This window comes from Kovacikia sp. CALU 1929 (assembly GCF_056784235.1).
The window spans coordinates 64,145-89,928 of sequence record NZ_JBXBCF010000049.1; the positions used below are offsets into that span (position 1 = coordinate 64,145).

24 protein-coding genes are annotated in these 25,784 nt (G+C 45.7%); 16 read left to right on the top strand and 8 right to left on the bottom strand.

Annotated features, from left to right (window positions below; genetic code table 11):
• Positions 1-80: 80 nt before the first annotated feature.
• The 4 genes from rppB to AC1S52_RS04045 all read right to left on the bottom strand — a co-directional run bounded on the left by rppB (position 81) and on the right by AC1S52_RS04045 (position 3,258).
• Entirely contained in the window at positions 81-1,430 is a 1,350-nt protein-coding gene (gene rppB, locus AC1S52_RS04030; RefSeq protein ID WP_482027751.1) for a two-component system sensor histidine kinase RppB, read from the bottom strand.
• On the bottom strand, positions 1,417-2,121 hold the full coding sequence (gene rppA, locus AC1S52_RS04035) for a two-component system response regulator RppA (protein ID WP_482027752.1): 705 nt from the start codon (positions 2,119-2,121) through the stop codon (positions 1,417-1,419). The genes rppB and rppA overlap by 14 nt, the downstream gene beginning before the upstream one ends.
• A 358-nt stretch (positions 2,122-2,479) precedes the next feature.
• Entirely contained in the window at positions 2,480-2,836 is a 357-nt protein-coding gene (locus AC1S52_RS04040) for a hypothetical protein (RefSeq protein ID WP_482027753.1), read from the bottom strand.
• A 44-nt stretch (positions 2,837-2,880) separates the two neighbouring features.
• Positions 2,881-3,258 carry a hypothetical protein gene (locus AC1S52_RS04045; RefSeq protein ID WP_482027754.1) on the bottom strand — a complete coding sequence of 126 codons (378 nt, stop codon included), beginning with the start codon at positions 3,256-3,258 and terminating at the stop codon, positions 2,881-2,883.
• A 313-nt stretch (positions 3,259-3,571) separates the two neighbouring features.
• Here AC1S52_RS04045 and AC1S52_RS04050 point away from each other — a divergent pair, with 313 nt between their 5' ends.
• From AC1S52_RS04050 to AC1S52_RS04060, 3 genes are read left to right on the top strand one after another with little or no spacing between them, the layout of a single operon-like run.
• Positions 3,572-5,653, top strand: coding sequence for a heavy metal translocating P-type ATPase (locus AC1S52_RS04050; RefSeq protein WP_482027755.1), 2,082 nt, complete (start codon positions 3,572-3,574; stop codon positions 5,651-5,653).
• Between the two features lie 24 nt (positions 5,654-5,677).
• A complete protein-coding gene (locus AC1S52_RS04055) occupies positions 5,678-7,591 on the top strand; it encodes a copper resistance system multicopper oxidase (protein WP_482027756.1) in 1,914 nt (637 codons plus the stop codon).
• On the top strand, positions 7,588-8,814 hold the full coding sequence (locus tag AC1S52_RS04060; protein WP_482027757.1) for a copper resistance protein B: 1,227 nt from the start codon (positions 7,588-7,590) through the stop codon (positions 8,812-8,814). Before AC1S52_RS04055 ends, AC1S52_RS04060 begins: the two co-directional genes overlap by 4 nt.
• A gap of 80 nt (positions 8,815-8,894) precedes the next feature.
• Here AC1S52_RS04060 and AC1S52_RS04065 read toward each other — a convergent pair whose 3' ends face one another.
• A complete protein-coding gene (locus AC1S52_RS04065; RefSeq protein WP_482027758.1) occupies positions 8,895-9,188 on the bottom strand; it encodes a PepSY domain-containing protein in 294 nt (97 codons plus the stop codon).
• A gap of 322 nt (positions 9,189-9,510) precedes the next feature.
• On the opposite strand from AC1S52_RS04065, the gene AC1S52_RS04070 reads away from it, so the two are divergent.
• Positions 9,511-9,885 carry a response regulator gene (locus tag AC1S52_RS04070; protein WP_482027759.1) on the top strand — a complete coding sequence of 125 codons (375 nt, stop codon included), beginning with the start codon at positions 9,511-9,513 and terminating at the stop codon, positions 9,883-9,885.
• A gap of 113 nt (positions 9,886-9,998) precedes the next feature.
• Here AC1S52_RS04070 and AC1S52_RS04075 read toward each other — a convergent pair whose 3' ends face one another.
• The gene (locus tag AC1S52_RS04075) at positions 9,999-10,700 is read right to left on the bottom strand and encodes a phosphatase PAP2 family protein (RefSeq protein WP_482027760.1); all 702 of its coding nucleotides are present in this window, start codon (positions 10,698-10,700) and stop codon (positions 9,999-10,001) included.
• A 439-nt stretch (positions 10,701-11,139) separates the two neighbouring features.
• On the opposite strand from AC1S52_RS04075, the gene AC1S52_RS04080 reads away from it, so the two are divergent.
• From AC1S52_RS04080 to AC1S52_RS04090, 3 genes are all read left to right on the top strand, one after another.
• Positions 11,140-11,733 (top strand): PepSY domain-containing protein, encoded by a 594-nt coding sequence (locus AC1S52_RS04080; protein WP_482027761.1) that lies wholly within the window; start codon positions 11,140-11,142, stop codon positions 11,731-11,733.
• Between the two features lie 219 nt (positions 11,734-11,952).
• Positions 11,953-12,156: a hypothetical protein gene (locus AC1S52_RS04085; protein WP_482027762.1), complete on the top strand. Its 204-nt coding sequence runs from the start codon at positions 11,953-11,955 to the stop codon at positions 12,154-12,156.
• Positions 12,157-12,372: 216 nt separating this feature from the next.
• The gene (locus AC1S52_RS04090) at positions 12,373-13,113 is read left to right on the top strand and encodes a COG4705 family protein (protein WP_482027763.1); all 741 of its coding nucleotides are present in this window, start codon (positions 12,373-12,375) and stop codon (positions 13,111-13,113) included.
• 33 nt (positions 13,114-13,146) lie between these two features.
• On the opposite strand, the gene AC1S52_RS04095 is transcribed toward AC1S52_RS04090, so the two are convergent.
• Complete coding sequence (locus AC1S52_RS04095) at positions 13,147-14,397, bottom strand: sensor histidine kinase (protein ID WP_482027764.1); 1,251 nt, start codon at positions 14,395-14,397, stop codon at positions 13,147-13,149.
• 28 nt (positions 14,398-14,425) lie between these two features.
• Positions 14,426-15,100: a response regulator transcription factor gene (locus tag AC1S52_RS04100; protein ID WP_482027765.1), complete on the bottom strand. Its 675-nt coding sequence runs from the start codon at positions 15,098-15,100 to the stop codon at positions 14,426-14,428.
• A gap of 192 nt (positions 15,101-15,292) precedes the next feature.
• Here AC1S52_RS04100 and AC1S52_RS04105 point away from each other — a divergent pair, with 192 nt between their 5' ends.
• The 9 genes from AC1S52_RS04105 (at position 15,293) to AC1S52_RS04145 (ending at position 25,784) form a co-directional block, all read left to right on the top strand.
• Entirely contained in the window at positions 15,293-16,114 is an 822-nt protein-coding gene (locus AC1S52_RS04105) for a squalene/phytoene synthase family protein (RefSeq protein WP_482027766.1), read from the top strand.
• Positions 16,115-16,224: 110 nt separating this feature from the next.
• A complete protein-coding gene (hpnJ, locus tag AC1S52_RS04110; RefSeq protein WP_482027767.1) occupies positions 16,225-17,685 on the top strand; it encodes a hopanoid biosynthesis associated radical SAM protein HpnJ in 1,461 nt (486 codons plus the stop codon).
• Positions 17,686-17,760: 75 nt separating this feature from the next.
• Positions 17,761-18,144 (top strand): peptidoglycan-binding domain-containing protein, encoded by a 384-nt coding sequence (locus AC1S52_RS04115; protein WP_482027768.1) that lies wholly within the window; start codon positions 17,761-17,763, stop codon positions 18,142-18,144.
• Positions 18,145-18,191: 47 nt separating this feature from the next.
• The gene (locus AC1S52_RS04120) at positions 18,192-19,043 is read left to right on the top strand and encodes a hypothetical protein (protein WP_482027769.1); all 852 of its coding nucleotides are present in this window, start codon (positions 18,192-18,194) and stop codon (positions 19,041-19,043) included.
• An 84-nt stretch (positions 19,044-19,127) separates the two neighbouring features.
• Complete coding sequence (hpnI, locus tag AC1S52_RS04125; RefSeq protein WP_482027770.1) at positions 19,128-20,366, top strand: bacteriohopanetetrol glucosamine biosynthesis glycosyltransferase HpnI; 1,239 nt, start codon at positions 19,128-19,130, stop codon at positions 20,364-20,366.
• Between the two features lie 46 nt (positions 20,367-20,412).
• The gene (gene hpnK, locus AC1S52_RS04130) at positions 20,413-21,327 is read left to right on the top strand and encodes a hopanoid biosynthesis-associated protein HpnK (protein WP_482027771.1); all 915 of its coding nucleotides are present in this window, start codon (positions 20,413-20,415) and stop codon (positions 21,325-21,327) included.
• On the top strand, positions 21,324-22,583 hold the full coding sequence (gene hpnI, locus AC1S52_RS04135; protein WP_482027772.1) for a bacteriohopanetetrol glucosamine biosynthesis glycosyltransferase HpnI: 1,260 nt from the start codon (positions 21,324-21,326) through the stop codon (positions 22,581-22,583). The genes hpnK and hpnI (AC1S52_RS04135) overlap by 4 nt, the downstream gene beginning before the upstream one ends.
• A 96-nt stretch (positions 22,584-22,679) precedes the next feature.
• Positions 22,680-24,710: a BamA/TamA family outer membrane protein gene (locus AC1S52_RS04140; protein WP_482027773.1), complete on the top strand. Its 2,031-nt coding sequence runs from the start codon at positions 22,680-22,682 to the stop codon at positions 24,708-24,710.
• Positions 24,711-24,809: 99 nt separating this feature from the next.
• Positions 24,810-25,784, top strand: coding sequence for an undecaprenyl-diphosphate phosphatase (locus AC1S52_RS04145; RefSeq protein WP_482027774.1), 975 nt, complete (start codon positions 24,810-24,812; stop codon positions 25,782-25,784).

Consider the following 25,784-nt stretch of genomic DNA (forward strand, 5'->3'; position numbering starts at 1 on the left):
AATAGTCCAGTTACACCTGAAGGTCTACAAAGCAAAGCCTCTAATTGACTTATAACATTGATAATCAGAGGGTTTGACTTTCAAGAATTGGCATTTGATTTCAAGGGTAGGCGAATGATAAACGTGCTACCTTTTCCTAACTCACTTTGAACGTCAAGGCTACCTTTATGCGTTTTGACGATCGCCTTGGCAATCGCCAACCCCAATCCGCTCCCACCTGTGTGTCGGGAGCGATCGCTGTTAACTCGGTAGAATCGATCAAAAATTCGAGTTTGATTTGCTGGAGCAATGCCAATTCCTGTATCTTGAACATGAATCAAAGCATGGTGATCATCCCGCTCTAAAATAACGGTGACTTCTCCTCCATCAGGTGTGTATTGCAACGCATTCGTGATCAAGTTTGAAACTAAACGGCTCAACTGAGCTTCGTCCCCCATCACCCACAAAGGCTTGTTGACGCAAATTTTCTGGGTTAGTTTAATAGGTGCTGCAATTTCTAACACAACCAATTCTTCAACTAGATCAGCTACAAGGTCATTTAAGCAGCAGGCAGAGTGCTTGAGCGAATCCGTTTGTTGATCCATTCGCGAGAGCAACAGCAAATCTTGAACTAATTGAGCCAATCGCTTGTTTTGGCGGGCAACGACCGCTAGCGTATCCTGGATTTCCGCTTCAGAGAGTGGGTGTATATCTTGTGCCGCTTCTACGGTTGCACGAATGGCTGCTACAGGGGTGCGTAATTCATGGGCAGCATCTGCTGTAAATTGCTGCATTCGCTCGTAGGATTGATAAATTGGCTTCATGGATAGCCCTGCCAACCACCAACCCGTTCCTCCTACCAAAACGATACCTGCTGGCAGCCCAATCAAAAACAACCACCACAACGTGGTGAGATGGTCATCATATTCTTTGAGCGATCGCCCCACTTGCATATATCCCCACGGGGTTCCATCTGCTGTTTTGAGCAATAAGGAGATTTGCTGATAACGGGTGCCGTCGCTGTCTTTCACGGTCTTCCAACCTTCTTGGATGTCTGCCGAAGTTTCATCAGGGAATTGCCCCAACAGGGCGATCGCTTGCCCAGATTGGTCTAAAAAGCGTAAGTAATAGCCGTTTTGTTGCACAATTCCTAAAACGTGCCGTCCAGCATTGCCTGTTTGCTGGGAACAATTTTGATTCGCTAAACATAAACCTGGTAAAGCAGCCTCCACACTCGGTTCAAGTTTTCCAGGTTGTTTCAGCTTTGATTCCAAGTTATCGTGCAAGGTTCCAGAAACAGACTCTAACTCCTGTTCCACCGCGTGCCAGTGGGAATAAGCAACCATTTGATAGGTTGTCAATCCGCTCAAGCTTAAAGTCACACCCATGACGGCCGCGTACCAGCCTGCCAGTCGTCCACGGGTTTGGTTGAATAGTTTATTTTGATGCATCTGGAACGTTAAAGCGGTAGCCCATACCGTGAACCGTTTCGATTAGTCCTTCGTACCCTGTTTCTGCCAGTTTACGCCGCAGGAGGCGAATTTGGGCGGCAACCGCGTTACTGGTTGGTTCTGCGACCGATTCCCACAGTTGATTCATCAATTGTTCACTGCTGACAATCTGACCCGCATGTTGCATCAGGTACTCCAGAGTCTGAAATTCTTTGGCAGTCAGCGTAATGGTTTGACTGGTTTGGTGAGGTGTTTGCTTGAGTAACGTGCGAGTGCCATAGTCGAGAATTAAATTGCCAATCTGCAATTGTGGGGGCTGGATTTGAGGTGATCGTCGTTGGAGGGCGCGAATCCGAGCCAGTAACTCTGCCATGCCAAACGGTTTAACTAAGTAATCATCGGCTCCGGCATCGAGTCCGGCGACTTTATCCTCCATGCGATCGCGAGCGGTCAGCATCAGGATGGGCAAGGGATTGTTACGCGATCGCAACCGCTGACAGAGTTCAATCCCTGTGATTCCCGGCACCATCCAATCCAGGATGGCTAACTTGTACTCAACTTGCGGGCGATCGAGATAATTCCACGCCTCTGTGCCATCCTGTACCCAGTCCACGATGTACCGTTCCCGATGCAACACGCGATGAATGGCAGATCCTAAATCTGGCTCGTCTTCCACCAGCAAAATTTTCATGCAAACTTTACCCATCTCCTCACTTCATAGTTTGACACTCCAAAATGAAATCAAGATGAAATTTGTATTGCGGTACTAACGACGATCTAATCCTGTAGAGGGGTGATTGGAAAGCGTTGGGAGATTATTTTGGTTGGTTGACCTTCTCAGGAGTTTTAGAAGTGGCAGACAGTTGTTGCAGACACATGGCTCTTATATTACGCCAAACCACATTATGATTTTATTCCTTGTCTTATTAATTTATAGGATTGACTTCAATTGGAGGCAAGCTTCTTGCACAAATCACAAAAAGGTTTGATAGATAGTTTTTCACCTATTGTGCAAGAGCTTACCAACTAGCAAAATCTCAGGTGAAAATTCAGGTGCCGTACTTACACTTATACAAAGCTTCGTTGTACTCAAAATCTCCGGGTTTAACCCAGGATAGCAGCGATTCGCAGTAAGCCGGATAAGCATCATCCAACTTTGAATTTGGCTTTTCTGCTTGATCGGTTTTTTCTAACTTGGTGTTCCTTTCATTAAGTGCCTCATCGGTAGATGGTTTTGCTGGAACTGGTGTTTCAGGAGATGATGGATTTTTTGGTTTGGATTGAGCTTCTAGATGCGTTCTAACTGCCCCTCCTGAGGTTTCTACAGAGTTTGCGCTTGCTTGAGCAATTGGAATTGTTGCAAGAAATGCGAGAGACAATGCAGTGGTATAGATGCAGCGTTTCATGGCGGTTCTCCTTGGATCGATTGATGAGTCATTCTTGTGGGGCGTTAACGCCCTGATCTGCACTTAGCCATTGCTTCCAGAGCTTCTCGCACAGAACCTCCGGTTGTTCCTGTTGCCCGGAATAATGAGCAGGTATCTGGGGTAGGAGGATTGCTGCTTGAGCGAACCTGTTCTGGATTGTTGATTATCTTTGCTCTAGTCACTGGTGTTGACTGTTGGCTGGTGGCTTGAGAATTGATGGATGACTGATTCTTACATTTTGCAGCCGCTTCTAACTGTTCTCGAATCGCTCCACCAGTCGTTGCTGGTCGGATTGCTTGCTGGCAGGTATCGGCGATGGCAGGATTTGCCATTACTAAATTGACAGGAGTAGCTGCAAAAAATGCCAGCGCAAAGGAAGCTGTATAAATCAGCTTTTTCATGATGGTTCTCCCGAATGAAACTCTCAGATTTAATCAGTTTTAATCTGATATTTACTATCGTGTCAGACGCAAATGAAAACTTGATGAAAATTCAGTTTATGAATGACTTTTAATTGTTAATTAAAATAACTTTTCAAATTAAATCTAGAGCCAGCAAGGAATAGCAAGTATTGTCTAGCAGTATTTACTTTGATTGATGTATCGGAATGCTTATAAAGATGTGTAATTGCCTCAAAATTTCATCTTGATTTCATAACTGTGTGCCAAACTACCCGCATGGCGGTCGAAGTCCACTTCAATGGAAATTTGAGCAATGCGGCATCACCATTATGAGCATCCTGACCCAGAAAACTCCACCAGTCCTGGATCGCACATCAGACATGCTGATCATGCAGCGCAGCTTGATAATGCAACCCATGTCGGACATTCTGGACATGATAAACACGCAGGGCATAGTCCAGAGATTTTCAAACGACGTTTTTTTATCTGCTTGCTACTGACACTGCCAGTCCTCTACTACTCGTCGCACTTTCAAGAGTGGTTTGGCTATCAGACGATTCAATTTCCGGGTTCTGAGTGGGTTGCTCCAGTTTTGGCAACAGTAATTTACTTCTATGGTGGTTGGGTCTTCCTACGGGGTGCGTGGCGTGAATTGCATAGCAAAATTGGCATGATGACGCTGATTGCATTGGCAATCACAGTTGCGTTTGTTTATAGTGTGGCAGTTTCTCTGGGGCTAAAAGGGGAACCCTTTTACTGGGAATTGGCAACACTGGTAGTTGTCATGTTGCTGGGGCACTGGATTGAGATGGCATCGGTGCAGGGAGCCAGCCGCGCATTAGAGCATCTGGCAGATTTGGTGCCTTCTGTGGCACACAAATTTGTCAACGGGCGAACCGAGGATGTGCCCGTGAATGGGCTGAAAGAAGAAGATTTGATTCTGATTCGTCCCGGTGAACAAGTTCCGATCGATGGAGAGGTTACAGAGGGAACTTCCAGCGTGAATGAAGCTTTTCTAACGGGTGAATCTCGTCCAGTGGTCAAGCAAATGGGGGATGAAGTCGTGGCGGGTGCTGTCAATGGTGAGGGAGCGTTGACGGTTAAAGTCACTCGTACAGGCGACCAAACCACTCTTAGCCAGATTATGCGCTTGGTGGAAGAAGCGCAATCCTCTAGAAGTCGCTATCAAGCATTGGCAGACCAACTTGCCTACTGGTTAACAATGATTGCGATCGCGGTCGGCTCTCTTACCTTCATTGTTTGGCAAGCGGTTGGACCGGATTTGGCATTTGCGATTAATCGGGCAGTGACCGTGCTGGTGATTACTTGTCCTCATGCTTTGGGCTTAGCGATTCCTTTGGTGATTGTCAACGCCACTGCCATGTCTGCGAAACACGGCATCTTAGTCCGGAGTCGAGAGGCGTTTGAACGAGCCAGAAACATTCAAGCGATCGCCTTTGATAAAACCGGAACCTTGACCGAAGGGCAATTTGGCGTACAGCGGATTTATGCGGATGGTATTGAGGAAACAGAGGCACTGGCGATCGCGGCTGCCCTAGAAGCCCTTTCTGAACATCCTCTGGCTCAAGCGATGGTTAAAGAAGCTGATCACCGTTCCTTACAACTGACAAAAGCAACCGATTTCCAAGCAATTCCGGGAAGTGGTGTGGAAGGGCAGGTCAACAGTCAACGTTATCGAGTTGGACGACCAGAGTGGGCAAAAGAACTCAAGGTGCAGTTTCCTGAAGCATTGCAACACGGTTTGGAGCAGGCTGAATCTCGTGGTGAAAGTGCGATCGTCCTGATGAATGAGCGTCAAGTATTAGCGGTATTCGGACTAGCGGATCAGGTGCGAGAACAGGCACGAGAGGCGGTTGAGAAATTGCGGGAGATGAATGTTGAGGTGGTGATGATTACGGGAGATGCGGAAGCGGTTGCTAAGACTGTTGCTGATGATTTGGGGATCGATCGCTATTACGCCCGTGTTTTGCCCCAAGACAAAGCCTCAATCATTCGTCGGTTGAAGCAGGAGAAACCGACCGCCTTTGTGGGAGATGGTATCAATGATGCTCCCGCGTTGACCGAATCCGATTTGGGGATTGCGATCGGGGCGGGAACCAATGTGGCGATCGAGTCAGCCGATTTGGTGCTAGTCAAAAGCAATCCATTGGATGCAACCTATGCGCTCAAACTTGCAAAAGCAACCTACAACAAGATGACCCAAAACCTTTTTTGGGCAACAGGTTACAACGTCGTTGGTATTCCGTTGGCGGCTGGAGTTGCTGCACCCTTTGGAATTTTGCTCTCACCTGCTGTGGGTGCGATTTTCATGAGCGTTTCTACTGTAGTTGTGTCAATTAACGCAATGCTGTTGCGTCGAGTCAATTTAGGATAATTTGGATCGAGGAAAAATCAAAAGATGTATCGTAGAATCAATGCATTAACTAGGCGTAGCTTCCTGCGATTCAGTGCTGGAGTTGGCTTAACAATTGGGTTAGATAGTTTTTTACCTGCTTACGCACGAGAGGCACTAAATAACAGCCAGCCCAAACAAGGGCAACAGTATCCCGATATTATTAATCTGGAAATTGACGAGTCAACCCTCAAAGTTGCTGGGCGTGGTGCCCGTCCTGTGACTGTTAACGACTCTATACCCGGACCTCTAATTCGTCTGCGCGAGGGGCAGGATGTTTCCATTCGAGTCACCAATCGTCTAAAGGAAGTTAGCTCCATTCACTGGCATGGCATTTTGCTTCCTGCCAATATGGATGGTGTTCCTGGGGTTAGCTTTGCAGGGATTAAGCCTGGAGAAACTTTCACCTACCGCTTTCTAGTGAATCAGAGTGGTACTTATTGGTATCACAGTCACAGTGGAGCACAAGAGCAACTGGGACTTTATGGTCCGTTGATTATTGATCCTGCTCAACCCGACCCAATTACCTACGATCGCGAGTATGTTGTAGTGCTTTCTGATTGGATGTTTGAGAATCCCAATAAAGCACTGGCGAATTTAAAGAAAATGGGTAGCTATTACAACTACCAGCAGCTTACGGGATTTGATGTCTTTCGTAATTCGGAGTGGAGCCGGATGCGAATGCAGCCAACAGACATTGCTGATATTACGGGTGGAACGTATACCTATCTGATGAACGGGGTGGCACCGGATGGGAATTGGACTGGATTATTTCAGCCGGGAGAACGAGTACGGCTGCGGTTCATCAATGCAGCCGCTATGACCTACTTTGATATTCGCATTCCCGGACTCAAGATGACCGTTGTTCAAGCCGATGGACAAAATGTGCAGCCTGTGACAGTGGATGAATTTCGGATTGCGATCGCTGAAACCTATGATGTCATCGTACAGCCCACCGAGGAAAATGCTTACGCCATTTTTGCAGAAACAATGGCTCGCGATGGGTATGCCCGTGGCACACTAGCACCCCGACAGGGAATGACCGCTCCCATTCCCGAACGTCGGAAACCCCCTGTACGGACTATGGCAGATATGGGCATGGATCAAAATATGCCCGGAATGAATATGGATTCTGGCGGAAGCAAGCCTCCAACAATGCCAGATATGAAAAATATGCCAAATATGAAGCCGGATGGTAGCACCCCATCCCACAATATGCCCGGAATGAACATGAATGGTGGTGGCAAGCCTCAAACGATGCCGAGTATGGATCACAATATGCCCGACATGAACATGGATGGTGGCGGCACTAAGTCCTCTGATATGCCTGGGATGAACCTGAATTCCGGTAGTAACACAATGCCAAACATGGCTGCTGTTCCTCATGGACCTGATACTCACGGACCTGGCAATTCGAGTGTTCCTATGATGACCCGTAGCCGACTGAATGAACCAGGCATTGGTCTTGAGAATACAGGGACTCGTGTACTAGTTTACACCGATTTACGGAGTCTGTCGCTCCGTGATGACCAGCGCAAACCAGAACGAGAGATTGAGCTACATCTGACGGGCAATATGGATCGCTATATGTGGTCATTTGATGGAAAGAAATATTCTCAAGCTAAAGAGCCAATTCCTTTGCGGATGGGTGAACGACTGCGCCTAACACTCGTGAATGACACCATGATGGAACATCCAATCCATCTACATGGAATGTGGATGGAACTGGACAACGGCAATGATACATATAACCCCCGTAAGCACACCATTAATGTCAAACCAGCGGAGCGCTTATCCCTAAATATAAGTGTGGATGCGCCAGGTGAATGGGCGTTTCATTGCCATCTGTTGTTTCACATGGAAATGGGAATGTTCCGTAGAGTAGCAGTCAGCGATCGCGCAATTGGGGGAAAATCATGAAAATTGGGCACCAGAGTTATTGCTTTGCACTGGTGGGAGTGGTTAGCATTGCTAGTCTGATTGGTTATGCATCGGAGCTATATGCAGAGGAAAAAGGTGTGATATTAGGCGAGGAAGAACAGCTAAAAATAGTAGATTGGACAATCTCACCTCACAAATATAGACCTAAACTAGATGACTTATCACAAGTAGAAAGCATTAACCCAGCAAGGTTTCCAAACACGCTTAGTGATGACCTCGGTACTCTCACTCTCATTATCAGTGAACAGGAATGGTTGATGCCACCAATCGAATTGGAAGATGAGCATGACGCATATTTGTCAATTAAAGCTACCACTAGTGAATTGAGCACAGAATTGCTTGCAAGTGACCCAATCGATCAGAGTCAACTCGTTGGAAAAGATTCCAAAATTTTTACATCTGTCAATCATGCCTCAAATGGTTTTTACAAGAACGATTTACCATTCTCAGCCCTACAAAGCCAAGCTTCAAAACTTGGATCGGGGTTTGAAATTTCAGGAAGGTTAGAGCAGACACAAAGTACAATCGATAAAAAAGATTGGCCCTCGCCCGTTGAGGATAGCCAAACCTATTGGTTTGTGCTGTTTGACCAGTTTGAATATCGCAGTAGTAATGGCGGAGCATTCAATTGGGAAGGATTAGGATGGATTGGTGGAGATTACAATCGGCTCTGGCTGAAAACCCGAGGAGATGCTCGATTTAGAGATGGTAGTGGGAGTGCTGAACTACAGGTTCTATACGGTCGGCTGATTTCGTCTTTCTTTGACTTTCAAGTTGGGGTGCGGTACGACCAACTCTTTGGTTCAAATTCTAATCGCGGTCGAGCCTTTGGAGTCATTGGGATTCAAGGCATAGCTCCCTACCTGTTTGATGTTGATGCTGCGCTATTTATTAGCGAGGATGGTGATGTTTCGGCACGTTTTTCTACTCTCTATAATTGGCGGCTTACTCAACGGCTAGTGTTACAGCCAACTTTTGAGGTGAATGTCGCAGCCCAGCAAGTTCGAGATTTTGGTATTGGCTCAGGTTTGAATGACATCGACTTGGGACTACGATTGCGTTACGAGATTACTCGTGGATTCGCACCCTATATTGGTGTCTCATGGACCCGCTTACTAGGTCGTACTGCTGACTTTGCACGGCAAGGTGGGGAAAATGTTGACAACCTTACTTTTGTAACAGGGGTGCGGTTTTTGTTTTAACTCATGTTTCCAAATAGACTAAAGCCATTCTCTAAAATAGATTTTGGAGAATGGCTAAGAACTGCAAAATCTAATTAGATTTAGCTTTGATCTGCGCGTTTAATTGAACGACGACGAGACCAGAGCCACATACTGATTCCTGTAACTGCTAGGGTTAAAATCCCTGCTGCATTGAGGAATACATAAATGCTTTCTAAGTTAATTATTCCGAGATGACCTACATGCATCTCTAATAGCCACTTGAACTCTTCACCCTTGCCTGTTAAATCAGCAATCTGATAAAGCGAACCTGTTACAAGACTGTTGATAACAGGCAAGATCATGATTGGAGCAAGGACACGATGCAATTGACGAAAACGAGTCTGTTTATTCATCTAATTCAAAAATCTCCATCAGGCACTGATTGTAGCTTGCGAGCTTCTTAAGCTTATTCTTTGGCAGCGATTAACTTCGCCGTAAAGGTAGCAGTCTACTTTCACATTAGCGGGTAGATATGAAATTGAGATGAAATCCGCTAGATGTTAGAGAATTTGCCCATTCTTCGGAATTTGAAGTCTGACTATCCTTTAAATAAATTCTATTAGAATTTCAATTTGTTCCTATTTTTACTCAAATTAGATGCTCCTACTTTAACTTTTTTCATACTAGTTTCATTTCGGTTTGTCATTTTAGATATTAGAAGCTAGAGATTGATTTATGAGACAAGGAATTACTGTCCTAGTTATTGAGGATGATGAATTTATGCGAAAAAGCACACTCATATCCCTAAATCATCAGGGATTTAATGCGATCGGTGCTGAAGATGGAGAATCTGGAATAGAAATGATAAAGCAGCTTCTTCCAGAGATAATTTTGTGTGATATAAATATGCCTCGACTGAATGGATTTGAGGTTCTCAAAAAAGTGCGACAAGACCCTGCTACAGCAAATATCCCTTTCATTTTCCTTAGTGCAAGTATCTGTGAAAGCGATATTACTTACGGTTTAGCACTTGGAGCAGATTGCTATTTGAAGAAGCCAATCACGTTGGCTAGCTTACTAGAAGCAATCTCAGTTCAATTTGGACAGTAAGTCCTATTGAATTGTGTACGGTGCTTAGAACACTGTTGATTGTCTATTCACTCAGAAAGTTAAGCATAGATTGTAGTGTGGGTGAGCGCAGTTACGGCAGAAATGGAACCCTATCAGTGGTTGGCAGGCTCTGTACTTTTCATTTGTGTTTGGAGTTTGAGCATCGTGATGCAGGTCATCAGCCATAAAAATCCAACTCCATAACCTGCCAATACGTCGCTGGGCCAGTGAACGCCTAGATATAAGCGGCTGAGTCCAATCGCTGCAATTAAAACAACTGCGATCGCGTAAATAAAGCGGGAATTCCTGGGAAATGTAGCTGCCAAAATGAATGCCAAAAATCCATACAAAACGAGCGACCCTAATGCATGACCACTGGGGAAGCTAAAGGATTTTTCTGAGATGAGCCGTGTCCAGAGTTCAGGACGAGATTTAGCAAAGAATAATTTCATCCCTTGGTTGAGAATGATTGCACCCATGCAGGCGATCGCGAACATCCTCAACTCCGCAAAACGCCGCTTCCACCCCAACCAGACAAAGCTGCCAGCAACGATACCAATTACTGTTGCTGGATTACCGAGACGAGTGATGTTGAGCATAAGCCAATCTAAAGCTGGATTAGACCACTGATGCAGCCAAAGCAGCAGTGTTTTATCAAAACTAAATGCCTCTTTCTCCCATACTTCTTGGCTGAGCCAGCTTACTCCTAACAAAGTCAGTAAGCATATAAGTAGCCCCACAGTCCCAATACTAGCTATTAATGAAGCGAGGCGGGGATGAATATGACGAATCCAGAAATTAGTCAAACGGTTCATTTGAAGATGTAATTTTGCAGCGATGAAACCAATTTAGCTGAATCAGCTTTTCCCTTGAAGCAAAATTTGAGGATTTGATCAGGTGAAAACCCTTGATCCCTATTTTGCATGAGGGAAACATCAGAATTTCTTCAGTTTGAACTATACCATCACATTATCCAGAATCTGTAAAGATGACAATCATTGTTTAAAGCTGCATCTTTCCGAGTTCTTGATATTTATCAAGTATGTTTTTGTCGTGAATAAAAGATAGGTCACTTTTTACTCCTCAAACCAGGTAAGCCCTCAGTTTCTCTATGTTACTGAAGGCTTTTTTAAAGTTAGACAGATTATTCTCGATGAGGCGAATCCATTTTGCAAAGCCAGTTCATCTTTCCAACTTCTTGACCTTCCTTGCTTACAGTGAAATAGCAAACTTAGATTCGAGGAATTTCCCACAATGAGAAACTCAACAAAGACTGCTCTTGTTGCTGCTGCTATTGGTATCGTCGGTTTGGGCGGGCTCGCTAAAATTGTCTCTGCGGCTCAATCACAACCCCAGCAGGTTGCGGTCATGTCTCAGCATAGTGGCATGAAAATGGCTGAGGCGAGTGACGGAGATGGAGAGGTGAATGATGCGGTTGAAGCTTCCCAATCAGTTCAACCTTCTCAGTTGATGGCTAAAGCTACTGTTCGTAATCAAGTTTCTGAAGCTAGTGATGGCGATGGAGAGACAAACGATGATGTAAAAGATCAACAAGAATCTGCCAAACTTCAACCACTTGCCAAAATTACCCCTCAACAGGCTCAACAATCTGCTGAACAAGTTGCAGGTGGTAAAGCGAGCAGTGTAAAGCTGGAAAATGAGGACGGCAACCTGGTTTATGCCGTTGTCATTGGTCAGCAGGAAGTGAAGGTGGATGCTGGCAATGGAAAGGTTCTCTATACTGACAGAGAAGGCAGTGAGCAGAATGAAAGTACTCGTCCCCGCAGCAGCATTCAGGTAACTCAATCCAATGGCGATGGTGATGGTGAAACCAATGATGATGGTTGATCAGAGGTTGATACATCAACGTCAAAAATTTCATTCTAATTTCATCACAAAGTGTCATGCTGATTAGTTAGCCTCCACAAACCTTTCGTTTCGTCAGCGGGATTGATTGAGATAATGACACTCAACAATCTCGCTTTCTAATTTGCGTTTCCATTGGTTTGATTTGGCAGAACGATTAGCAAGGAATTGACGACAAATTTTCTCCATAAGGAGACACAAATGACTGCTTCTAATGTCCGCCTCCGTCGCCTTCACCGTGCCCTTGCTCCATTGATGGCAATCCCTCTGCTTCTAACACTGATTACAGGGTGTCTTTACCAGTTTGTAGATCTAGCTGGTAAAGGAGATACCTTTGGATGGTTGCTGGCGCTTCACAAGGGGCATTTCGGTGCCTTCAACCTAGAATTCGTCTATCTTTTTTGAATGCTTTAGGCTTGCTGACCTTGCTAGTTACTGGTACTACCTTGTGGTTACAGAGCAGGCATCGTCGTAGAAGACGCTCAGACGAGATTGGACATTAAATCCACTGGTTCTGGTGTGATTTGGTTGACCAGCTCTCAAGATTAATGAATAGTAATCTCTGTTTGCTGAGGGTCAGAATGGCTGGAATGATAAATTATCTATCTCAACGAGAAGAGAATGAATAAGGTCGCACAGGTTACAATTTTTTTCTGGATCATGAAGATTCTTGCCACTACACTTGGCGAGACGGCAGGTGATTTTATCTCAATGTCGCTAGGATTAGGATATTATGCAGCGTTTGCTGTAACAATTACCCTCTTAGTAATCATCTTGTTTGCTCAGATTAGAAGAAACAGATACAATCCTGCCTTGTATTGGACAGCGATCGTTGCTACAACCACAGCCGGAACCGAAGTCTCAGACTTGATGGATCGATCACTTGGACTGGGCTACATGGCAGGCTCACTTATCCTTGTGACTGGACTTCTAACTACCCTTGCAATTTGGTACTACCGAGATCGAGATCTGAGTTTTTACCCCATTGTCCGGAAAGATGCAGAGACAATGTATTGGACTGCAATTGTGTTCTCCAATAGCTTGGGGACAGCTTTCGGTGATTTTTTGACGAGCAATATGGGGTTAAGTTATGTGCAAGGAGCCTTAATTACAGCCGCTGTTATTGGAATTGTTATAGCCCTTCATTACCTGACAAATTTGAATGATATTCTTTTGTTTTGGGTGGCGTTCATATTCACTCGCCCCTTTGGAGCCACCTTTGGTGATTTTCTTACCAAGCCAATTGCTAATGGCGGTCTAAATTTGTCAAGGGGCTACGCTTCAGTTATTACCTTGATTCTGTTGGCAATTGTTCTGTTTATCTCGATCCGAACCAAAAAAAGAAGACATCGCTTGAGCTAAGTGATGTCCTTAAGGACTCAAAATTGCAGCATTTCAGGTATTTCTTAGACTTGTTTTCGTAGGAAGTTGAATGATAAAGCAACTTCCTTTTCCTAACTCGCTGGTGACGGTAATGGAACCGCCATGCTGTTGCACGATCGCTTGTGCGATCGCCAAGCCCAGCCCCGATCCCCCTGCTTTATGAGAGCGCGATTGCTCTGCCTGCCAGAATCGATCAAACACCCGCTCTAAATGTTCAGGAGCGATGCCAACTCCAGTATCTTGCACACTGACCCGTACCTGATGATTACTGTTATGAGTTTGAATTTTGACATTGCCTTTGTCAGGGGTATACCGAAGTGCATTTTCGATTAAATTAGAAAATACCCGGTTGAGTTGCGCTGCATCTCCCAAGACTTCTAAATCATTCGTAAGTTGAGCAAACAACTGAATTTGCTTCGCATTGGCTTGAGGCTGGTAGAGTACAACGAGATGATTCAGCACATCGGCTAAATTCACCATTTTGGGTTTGAAATTAGCAACCTGGTCGGTCCGCGCCAGCAGTAACAGGTCTTCAGTGAGGCAAATCATTTGGTTTGTAGCACTGGCAATTGCCTGAAACTTCTCTTGGTCTGAGGGACGTATTCCCGCCGGATACTTCAAAGCTACGGCTGCATTACTCTTGATCGCGGTAAGGGGACTACGAAGTTCATGAGAAGCATCTGCTGTGAATTGCTTCAACCGTTGAAAACTTGCTTCAGCGGGTTTTATTGCCTGCCGGGTTAGCCAAAGCCCTCCAATTCCGCTCAATGCCAACGCAACTAGAATGCCGCTTCCCAACCCCCAATCCAATTTCTGGATAGTTTTTTCTACAGAATCTAGTGATTCACTCGCTCTTACATATCCAATAAGTTGATGATTATCGCTACTAATAATGGGTAGCGTGACGGCTAGAATCCTTTCCTGACTATTCTGAATTTGAATCGCCTGACCCCTAATCAGTGGTAGTGTCACAAAATCCTCACCCTGTTGAGCAATCATTCTCCCATTGAGGTCAAACCATTGCAGCGCTTCATCCCGAGAAGTTAAGTTATTTGTAGAAAACTCGTCTCCGACTGAAAGGCGACCATGATCAAATTCAGCAGTGGCAGCCGCAGATTTTGCCAAAATTGTTAGTTCCTCTCGTTGTTGAGAATCTAAACTATGAGCGAAAGCTAGGCGGACAGCGATCGCAAACACCATCAAAATTCCTGCAAGAACGGCTAGATAAGAGAGGAGTAGCTGATAGCGAATTTTCTGAAACACAGGTGAAAAGGATGTTCTTAAAGGTTTTCTAGAGGCTATGAAGACGGTATCCTATGCCGTACACAGTTTCAATCAAATCATTTGGGCTACCTACTTCCTTGAGCTTACGGCGCAAATTCGTGATGTGGGTTTTGACGGTCTGTTCCCCAGAGACCTGGTCAAACTCCCATAACTTATCCAACAGAGCTGAACGGGTTAACACTTGAGTTGGATTTCGCATGAAACACTCCAGAATCATATATTCCTTTGAGGTTAGAGCAACTGGTTCCCTGGCATAGGTCACTGTGCAGGTGCTAGGATCAAGCTGAAGTGAACCATGCGTGAGAATGGGTTGCTGAAAATCTTGAGGTCTACGGGATAAGGCACGAATACGAGCAGCTAGTTCGTCAATTTCAAAGGGTTTAACCAGGTAGTCATCTGCCCCAGCATCCAGCCCAATAATCTTATCGCTGGTCGTATCGCGTGCAGTCAGCATCAAAATGAAGGCTTTGCAGCCAATACTGCGTAGTCGTTTACATAGCTCAATCCCATTCAAACGGGGCAGCATCAAGTCCAAGAGAATTAAATCGTAGGGCACTGCCTGAGCGCACTCCCATCCCTCCATGCCGTCGCCAGCAATGTCTACGGCATGATTTTGATAGCGCAGGTCTTCAGCCAACGGCATAGAGATCCGGTCATCATCTTCAACGAGTAGGATTCTCATAACGCTCTACCGTGCAACATCCTCTGAATCTAAACTTGCGAATTTCATTCTAGCCAGCAATCGTCAAGAACTGGGAAAGATTCAGACTCAGCAACATCTTTCCGAGTTCTTGACCTTTTCCTTCTATGGTTATCTCTCGCCTGGGTTTTGAAGACTATTGATGAGTGATGAAAATCTTTAAGAAGGCAATCAATGAATTCCTGTAGACACGCATTGGAGATTTTAGAAGAGACTAGCCGGACTTTTTATATTCCGATTAGCCGTTTACCATCTGGCTTACAAGAAGCGGTTGCATCCGCTTATCTCTGTATGCGTGCCCTGGATGAGATTGAAGATCATCCAGAGTTGAACAATCAGACTAAAGCTAAATTATTAGCGGCAATTAGCTTTGACTTACAATCGGCAGGGAATGAACTGACGGTTGATCGGTTTTTGACTTGCTCAAAACCTTATCAACACGTTTTAGCAGCGGTATCGCTCCGAGTTAGAGAATGGGCGATGCTGGCACCTTCCTCCGTTGCGCCTCGAATTTGGGATGCAACCGCTGCAATGGCAAATCGGATGGCTGGTTGGGCAGGTCAAAACTGGAATATTCATACTGAATCTGATCTAGATTGCTACACCTTTGGAGTCGCAGGCACCGTAGGACTGTTGCTCTCTGACTTATGGGCGTGGTATGACGGAACGCAAACAAATCGTGTTCATGCGGTTGGCTTTGGTCGAGGTCTACAAGCTGTGAATATTCTGCGTAATCAGGATGAAGACGGGGCGCGGGGAGTTGATTTCTTTCCAGATGACTGGAGTGAGGAGCAGATGCGAGGCTATGCCTATCGTAATCTGTTGCTGGCAAAGGCTTATGTCACAGCACTTCCACCGGGTCCGGCGCTCGATTTTTGCCAAATTCCATTGACCCTGGCGTATGGGACTCTTGATGCTCTGTCAACTGGCAAAGCCAAGCTCGATCGTCATCAGGTATTAATGCTGGTGTCACAGGTGACGGGTATAACCCCGTAATCGGAATGTGTAATCCAACCTGTGACATGAATGGAGAGAACGCATGAAATAGGGTCTTCCTAGACGCTCTCTTCTCAGCACTGAATCGGTTTGATAATAGGAGAGATAGTGTGAAAAAAACATTGTTTTTAGGTCCGCCCTCTTTTGATGGATTTGATGGAGGGGCAGGGGCACGATACCAGGCAAAGCGAGAAATTAAATCCTTCTGGTATCCTACCTGGTTAGCCCAACCCGCTGCTCTGGTTTCAGGCAGCCAGTTGGTGGATGCGCCACCGCACGGGCAGACGGTCAAGGATGTGCTGAATATCGCCAGAGACTATGAACTGGTAATTCTGCACACCAGCACCCCATCCCTGGCAAATGATATTAAGTGTGCAGAGGCGATTAAGGTACAAAATCCCAATACCCAAGTTGGTTTAATCGGTGCTCATGTAGCCGTTTTACCAGAACAAACCCTGCGTGATCATCCAATCATTGATTTTGTCTGCCGTCATGAGTTTGACTACACCTGCAAGGAACTAGCAGAGGGTAAATCTTGGGAACATATTAAGGGCTTAAGCTATCGGGATAGATTCGGAAACTTACACCACACAGAAGATCGAGAGGTAATTCATGACTGGGATGCCATGCCCAGTGTGTTGCCTGTTTATGCTCATGACCTGGACATCACTAAATACTTTATTGGCTATTTACAGCATCCTTACGTCTCGTTCTATACAGGGCGCGGCTGTCCGGCAAAGTGTAGCTTTTGTCTCTGGCCCCAAACGATTGGAGGACATCAGTACCGCACTAAAAGTCCGGCTGTGGTGGGACGGGAAATGGAAGAGGCGAAGGCTCTGTTTGGCGATCGCGTTCGTGAATATATGTTTGATGATGATACGTTTACCATCGATAAGCAACGGGCGATCGCCATTAGTAAACACATGAAGCGACTGAAGCTGACCTGGAGTTGCAATGCTCGTGCTAATTTAGACTACGATACGCTCAAACAGCTTCGAGATAATGGTCTACGTCTGCTGTTAGTAGGATTTGAATCCGGCAATCAGCAAATTCTCAACACGATCCGAAAGGGCATTCAATTGGATGTTGCCCGTCGATTTATGCGTGATTGTCATGATTTGGGGATTACAGTTCATGGCACATTTATCATTGGTCTACCCATTGAAACCCACGAAACCATTGAAGAAACGATCCGCTTTGCCTGCGAGATCAGCCCCCACACGATTCAAGTGTCGATCGCAGCCCCTTATCCTGGTACAGAATTATACGCACAAGCCCAGGCAAACGCCTGGTTTGCCAATCATTCTTTAGTCGGTCATTCGGGTATTCAAACCTCAACGCTACAGTATCCCGATTTATCCAGTGCTGAGATTGAGGATGCGGTCGAGCAGATGTACCGTCGCTTCTACTTTCGTCCGAAAGTAATTTTGCCCATTGTTCGCGAAATGTTGAGGGAACGCCAGATGCTTGTGCGTCGTTTGCGAGAGGGAAAAGAATTCTTCTCCTATTTGAAGGAACGTCGCACTCAGGTATCTGCTCATACACAGGTTAAGCAGCCCGTTGAAGTGTAATGCTTAGTTGCACAAACTCGTTTTTGATTCGCCTGGTAACCATCCATCATTCAACTAAAATCGGAGTTTTCAACTATGATGATCAAAATTTCTAAATCAAGTTTTCTAGCCTTTACGACTGTTGGTTTTACTTCAATCGCACTTCTGAGCGTAGGCAGTATTCAATCTGCGCTCGCAGCTCCTCCCAAAGCTTCAGTTGCGTCTCCAGCTAAGTCTGCTCCTACCATGTCTGGGGTTAAGCAACCTCTGACTAAAGTGCCAGTTCTAAAGATAGGAAGTAAAGGTCAGGCAGTGAAAGAACTTCAGACCTTACTCAAAGCCGCTGGAGTTTATCAAGGTACGGCGGATGGAGTTTTTGGAAAGCAGACCCAAACAGCCGTGATCCAATTTCAGCAGTCTAAGCCGCTAAAGGCAGATGGTGTTGTTGGCACAAAGACTTGGGCAGCGCTGCATGGTTAACAGGTCTAGGGCATACTCCTTCTATATCGCTGAGTGCAGGTCAACCTGTGAATAAATTTGGCGTTCTTGCACTTCTAGTAATATTTCAAGTGGTGGGAGATGGTTGGTTGAGTCGCGGAATGCGGCAGGTTGGCGCAATTGACAGGCTGAATCCTGCTACTCTACTGCTGCTGGGCTGGCAAATATTCACGAATCCCTGGATTCTTCTAGGAATCTTTTTTCTGACTGCTGCGTTACTACTTTATCTCGCAGCTATTTCACGGTTTGACCTCAGCTACGTTTTACCAATGACGGCATCTAGCTATCTGCTATCAGCGGTATTTGCCTGGTCTGTGTTGAATGAAACGGTTTCTGCAACTCGGTGGGTGGGAACGGCAATCATTACCAGTGGTGTTTTGCTGGTGGGGCTGAGTGAAGAGAAATTGAATCGATCGCGAACTCAGCCTACGAAACGCAAGGATTTTCCCGTACTCGTATTTTTCCCACCCTCACTTTTTCTGTCATTTTCCTTGGGGCTTTCTTTTGCTTTCTCAAGATGGTGGATAGTAGGCACTCTCATGGTTTTAGTAAATTCGGCTGGAGATCTGTTGCTGTCCACTGGTATGAAGCAGGTGGGTGAAGTGTCTACCTTACACTTGCGATCGCTGCTTCGGATAGCTCGTCGAGTATTGTTGAATTCTTACATTGGGTTAGGCATTCTTTGTATGGCAATTGCCTTCTTTATGTTCATCACACTGTTGAGTTGGGCAGATTTTAGCCTGGTAATGCCCATCACTGCATTCACTTATCCTGCCAGCATTCTAGGGACTCGATTTTTCTTAAAGGAGAAAGTCAACTCTGAGCGTTTAATCGGTGCTAGCTTAATTGCGGTTGGTATAGGATTCATTTCTTTTAGCTGAACGACTTAGTTAACCTAACCAACCTATCGGCTTGATTTCTCGACAATGCTAAGTCATCTTCTAAGCTCCTCATCACTGTTGACTATGATTGATCTACCGCTATTACAGACAGTATTTATTGCGACTCCGGCTTTATGGAACACGACTGAGCATCTTCTTGAGTTTCTCTTTTTTGTCCTATCCCTGTTGGCAATTGCCTACTATAGCTATGCCATGTTTGCCGCCATCACTTTCTTCTCAAAGTCAGATCTCTTTGATGTAGACTTTCACCCGCCAATCAGTATTCTTAAACCCATTTGTGGCTACGACAGCACCACTTACAGTAACCTTGCCTCTTTTTGTCAGCAACACTATCAAACTTACCAGATCATCTTTGGTGTACAAGATGCCAATGATCCCAGTCTAGAAATTGTGCGGGAGATTATGCAGGATTTTCCTGCCGTTGATATTCAGGTCGTGACTAGTGGCTATCCTTTGGGCACCAATCGAAAAGTCAGCAATCTCGCTAGCGCAATGATAAAGGCTAAATATGATATTTTGCTGCTGGCAGATAGCGATGTTCGTGTCGAATCTGACTATTTACAAAAGATTATTCAGCCGCTTAAGAATCCCAGCGTTGGGGTCGTAACCTGCCTCTACCGTTCCCTCACAAAAGGCTGGCTTACCCACTTTGAAGCCTTAAGTACCTCGACTGACTTTCTACCAGGTGTATTGGTTAGCACAAAATTGGAAGGGATTCAATTCGCGATGGGGCAAACCATTTTGATCCGTAAGTCCGCATTGAATGCTATTGGTGGATTTGCCGCAATCTCCGACTATTTAGCCGATGACTTTCTATTGGGTTACTTGCCCGCCCAGGCTGGCTATGAAGTAGTGCTTTCACACCACATCATTAACCACGTGCTAACCCAGAGCACCATGAAGGATTTTTTGCATCGCCAAAGCCGTTGGATGATGGGCATCCGAGTTTCACGCCCTTGGGGCTATGCGGGCTTAATCATCACCTATGGCACCGTCACTAGTCTGCTATTTTTGCTGCTAACGAGCGGATCGCTCATAGGCTGGATCGTTCTAGGGTCTACGTGGAGCAGTCGATTGCTCATGGCATGGTTAATTGGGGTAAAAAGCCTGCGTGATCCAGTCGCTCGGCAGTGGCTCTGGTTAGTGCCATTACGCGATGTGATTAGCTTTGCATTATGGTGTTATGGCTTCATTAGCAACCGAATTGAGTGGCGTGGTCAGCAGTTTAAGCTCACTCAACAAGGAGAACTAGTTGCAATGGCTCCGCTTCCGCAAGAACAAATCAAATCGACTGTTAGTTAAGTATTGATTCGTTGAGCATTATTGGTTGAGGCATTCGGAGCGCTCTATGAATATCCTATTGAATAAAAATAGGCATCGGATTCAGCATTTGACTAGTCCTCGGTGGATGATCATCAATGGCGATGACTTTGGGTTTTCCTCCGGAGTAAATCATGCCATTGTTGAAGCCCACGATCGCGGTGTGTTGACGAGTGCAAGCCTTATGGTTACTGGAGAAGCTTTTGAGGAAGCGGTTGCTCTTGCCAAAGCACGACCTACCTTAGCGGTTGGATTGCATCTGGTGTTAACCTGTGGAAGGGCAGTGCTGTCTTCAGAGCAAATCCCCCATTTAGTCAATGCTCAAGGATTTTTTGCAGATCAGCCCAATCGCCTGGGTTGGTACTACCAGTTTAGTTCAGCAGCTCGACATGAGTTGCGACTCGAAATTCGTGCCCAGTTAGAAAAATTCCGCCAAACAGGGTTGCCGCTTTCTCATGTAGATGGACATTTGCATCTGCATTTGCACCCGGTAGTGTTGCATGATTTAGTCGAACTAAAAGCTGAGTTTAATATTCAATTTATCCGACTCCCTTCTGAAGAAGTCAGCATTGCATTGGCAATTGACCGCTCGAATCGATTCGCTAAAGTATTTTGGTCAGTCATTTTTTCAAGTTTGTGCCATTACGGTAGGTATTTGCTAACTACGAATGGGATTCAGTCTGTCGATCGTGTTTATGGATTTCTTCAAAGCGGACGAATGACGGAGGAATACTTGCTAAAACTGATTCCCAAAATTCAAGCCAACTGGGTCGAAATATATTCTCATCCTGCAAGGTCGATCACTGGTGAACCATCCAATAGTCCGTGGGGTTTGGGAACAACCGAACTGGAAGCCTTGCTGAGTGATCGTGTGCGAGATCAATTGATGCAAAGTAATTTCACGTTGACCAATTACCGCAAGCAACAGGTAATTTCTGTATGAGTCAGCTTGATTTTAGCCTTAGTGTGGTAATTGATTCTATACATCTGTTTTCATTTTTGCCCAGATCTCACCTACTTAACATGGGGCATCATGCTTTGATGTTACTGTTGCTGCTGCTGTGTCTATCAGCCATTGGCTATTATGGATTTGCGATCTATGCGGCATCTGCTTTTTTCTCGCAGCCAGCGATCATTGATTTAGATTTTCACCCACCCGTCAGCATCCTCAAACCAATCTGCGGCAGCGATGCCTACACCTATGCAAACCTTGCCTCCTGTTGCCAGCAAGACTATCCTACTTACCAAGTTATTTTCGGGGTACAAGATTCAGCGGATACCAGCATTACGATTGTGAGGCAATTGATCCAAGACTTTCCTACGGTTGATATTCATCTGGTCATTTGCGATCGTGTGGTTGGTATGAATCGCAAAATTAGTAACTTAGCTAATGCGGAAGCTGTTTCAAAGTATTCGATTTTGTTGCTTGCTGATAGTGACATTCACGTTCAACCTGACTACTTGCAACAAGTGGTTCAACCATTGCATGACCAGTCAGTTGGTATCGTCACGTGTCTCTATCGTTCACAGGTTCATGGCTGGCTAGCTACCTTTGAAGCATTGAGTGTGTCCACCGAATTTTTGCCCAGTGTATTTTGTTCTAGGATGCTCGAAGGAATGCGGTCTGCGTTAGGTGCGACTATTGTGATTCGACGATCAGTTTTAGAGGAAATTGGTGGATTCTCAGTGATCGCTAATTGTTTGGTAGACGACTTTGAACTGGGTAATTTAGTCTCTGCCCGTCATCGCATTGTTTTGTCCAGGTATGTGGTCGATCATGTTATGGCAGCCGAGCAACTTTCTGATGTTCTGCATCGTCAGATTCGTTGGATTCAAGGCATTCGATTTACACGTCCCCTCGGCTATATCAGTTTAATCTTCACCCACGGCATTGCTGCTAGCCTGCTACTTTTACTAGTAACTGGAGGATCTAGTTGGGGTTGGATGATCTTGGGCATTACTGGGGTCAGTCGCTTGGTCATGGCTCGGTTGATTGGGGTGAAATGGCTTCACGACCCCGTTGCAATTGATTGGCTATGGCTGGTGCCGTTGCGCGATCTGGTTAGCTTTGCCCTCTGGTGCTACTGCTTTACCGACAACAAAATTCAGTGGCGTGGTCAGCAGTTCTGCCTTACTTCTGGTGGCAAGCTGCTTGCCCTACCAGACTATGCCTCCATTGCTAGTCCTGACGTGAGTTGATGCATCGCAATATTAGCGCGGTTACCTCCATTGGCGAGAGACCAAATTGAATGGCGATTAATTAGATTCAAGTTTTTGAGATCACGGGAGTCGTTGATGAAAAACATTTATGCTCAAACAAGTGCAATCATCACTACTGCCTTAGCACTGGCACTTCTAGTTGTTCGTGCAGAAGCTCAAGTACCTGCTACTTCTGGTAAAATCCCAAGCGGCACAAAGACTCCTTCCAGCACATCCGATCCAGCAGAACGAGGCGTTGTTCCTGCCCAGTCACCTCAGCGTCAACTCACGCCTGAGTCTCCGACTCCAGGTCAACCAGAATCGCGAGTCCTAGTTGCAGAAGTCGCAATCACAGGTGTTGAGGGGAGTTTGCTAAACGAGATTTATAAAGTGATTAAAACGCAGCCCGGAAAAACAACAACGAGATCGCAGTTACAAGAAGACATTAATGCTGTTTTTGCCACAGGCTATTTTGCAAATGTCCGTGCGGTCCCCGAAGACACGCCTTTGGGTGTTCGTGTGACCTTCGCGGTGCAACCCAATCCAGTGCTGCGATCGGTTCAACTACAAGGTAATCAAGTCATTCCAGCAAGCGTTGTCAAAGAAAGCTTTAGCGGCCAGTATGGCAGTGTGCTTAATTTACGACAACTTCAGGAAGGAATTAAAAAGCTCAATCAATGGTATCAAGACAATGGCTATGTCTTAGCACAGGTAGTTAATGCACCTCAAATTTCAGCGGATGGAACTGTGACTTTAGACGTAGCAGAGGGTATTGTAGAGGCTATTCAGGTGCGATTCCTGAGTCAGGACGGTGAGAATAAAGATGCCAATGGAAAACCTATTCGAGGTCACACACGAGATTTTATTATTACCCGTGAAATGCAGTTGAAGGCTGGTGATGTCTTCAATAGAAAACAGGTCGAAAGAGATTTGCAACGAGTGTTCAACTTGGGGATTTTTGAGGATGTAAAGCTGTTACTTGATCCTGGACAAGATCCGCGTAAAGCAATTGTGATTGTAAATGTCATTGAGCGCAGCAAGTTTTCTCTTTCACCTAGTGCTGGTTATAGTTCTGCTAGTGGCTTGTTTGCTGCTGGAAGTGTCCAAGTGGGTAATTTAGGTGGCAACAATCAGAATCTTTCAGGAGAGGTGCAAATCGCTCAACGTGGGTTGTTGTTTGATGCGAACTTTACTGATCCCTGGATAGGAGGTGATCCATTTCGTACTTCCTACAGTGTCAACGCATTTAAGCGACAAACAACCTCGTTAGTTTTTGATGGTGGTAAGAATCGAGTGAAATTGCCCAATGGCGATCGGCCACGAGTTGATCGTATCGGTGGGGGGGTTATCTTTACCCGTCCCTTGACCAAAAATGTATTTGAGAAGCCTGAATGGGTCGCCAGTGTTGGTTTGCAATATCAACGAGTGAGTATCCGCGATAGCAGCGGTAACATCAGCCCCAAGGATGTAAAAGGTGATGCTCTCAGTTTCAGTGGTAGTGGCACTGATGATTTGCTAACTATTCCATTGGGATTTGTACGTGATCAGCGAAATGATGGACTTCGACCAACTCAAGGATCTCTATTACGTTTGAGTACAGAGCAATCTATCCCTATTGGTGCAGGTCATCTTTTGTTCAACCGACTGCGAGGTAATTATAGTTTCTTCATACCTACTCAGTTGCTTCACTTTACTCAAGGATGTCAAAAACCGAATCCTACAGCTAGTGACTGCCCTCAAACCCTTGCCTTCAATATTCAAGGTGGAACGGTTTTCGGAGATTTGCCGCCTTACGATGCTTTCGCACTGGGGGGAAGTAATTCAGTCCGGGGATACGATGAAGGCGATCTGGGTAGCGCTCGCAGCTTTTTGCAGGCGACAGCTGAATACCGATTTCCAATTTTTTCCATCATTAGCGGAGCACTGTTTTTTGATGCTGCAACAGACTTTAGCTCCGGCGGTAGTGTTTTAGGTGATCCGGCTGGGATCCGAGGTAAGCCAGGTAGTGGCTATGCCTATGGTTTAGGGGTACGAATTCAATCTCCAGTGGGGCCAATTCGACTAGATTATGGTGTCAGTGATCAAGGCGATCAACGACTTCAGTTTGGTATCGGTGAGCGTTTCTAGGATATTCAATCAGTACCGGACAGGCTAATGTGTTAGCGAGAAACGAAGATTGAGCATCTTAATAAAGATGCTTCAATCTAAAGGGAAATGTAGGAAAGTATGATAAGTCCACGACATCGGTGGTTGCAACTTTTTGGTCTCAGTGCTTTGATTGCGCTCAATACCGCACCATTGAAGGCGTTGGATACTGCTTTGGCAGACAATTCGATAGCAATCACTGCCAACCCACTGACTCAAGTGAGTCTTTTGCAAGCTGTGGTACTTGGCATTGTGCAAGGATTAACAGAGTTTTTGCCCATCAGCAGCACAGGACATTTAATTGCAGTATCAATAGCGTTCGGCTGGGGTATCCCAAGCGTTGCCTTGACTGCTGTTCTGGAACTGGGCAGTATTGCGGCTGTGCTCTGGTATTTCTGGGCTGACTTGAGGCGGATCATCGGTGGAACCATTAAAGCCATCCGGGTGGCTGACTATCAGTCTCATGATTTCCGCCTCAGCTTAGGAATTGGATTAGGAACCTTACCCATCATTGTGTTTGGACTGCTGCTCAAAAAACTGATTCCTGACCTGGAGCATTCACCACTCCGCAGTTTAATCGCGATCGCGATCTCCTCTATCATTATGGCTGTCTTGCTAGGAGCCGCAGAGCTACTCAGCAAAGACCAACGTAACTTTGAGCAGGTGCGGGTTCAAGATGGCATCTGGATGGGACTCGCACAAGCGATGGCAGTGATTCCTGGGGTCTCGCGATCTGGTTCCACGTTAACCGCTGGATTGTTTCTGGGTCTAGAACGAGCCGTCACCGCTCGGTTTTCGTTTCTTCTGGCGATTCCGGCAATTACATTAGCAGGTTTATTAGGCGTAATCGACGTGTTACAGACAGGACTTGGAGGATCTGAACTGTTTTCCATGCTAATCGGTGGAATCGCCTCAACGGTTGTCTCCTATGCTGCGATCGCTTGGCTACTCAAGTATCTGCAAACCCAAACAACCTGGATTTTTGTCTGGTATCGCTTAGCCTTTGGGATAGCAATTTTAGTAACGAGCGCGGTAGGACTCGTAAAGAATGTTTGA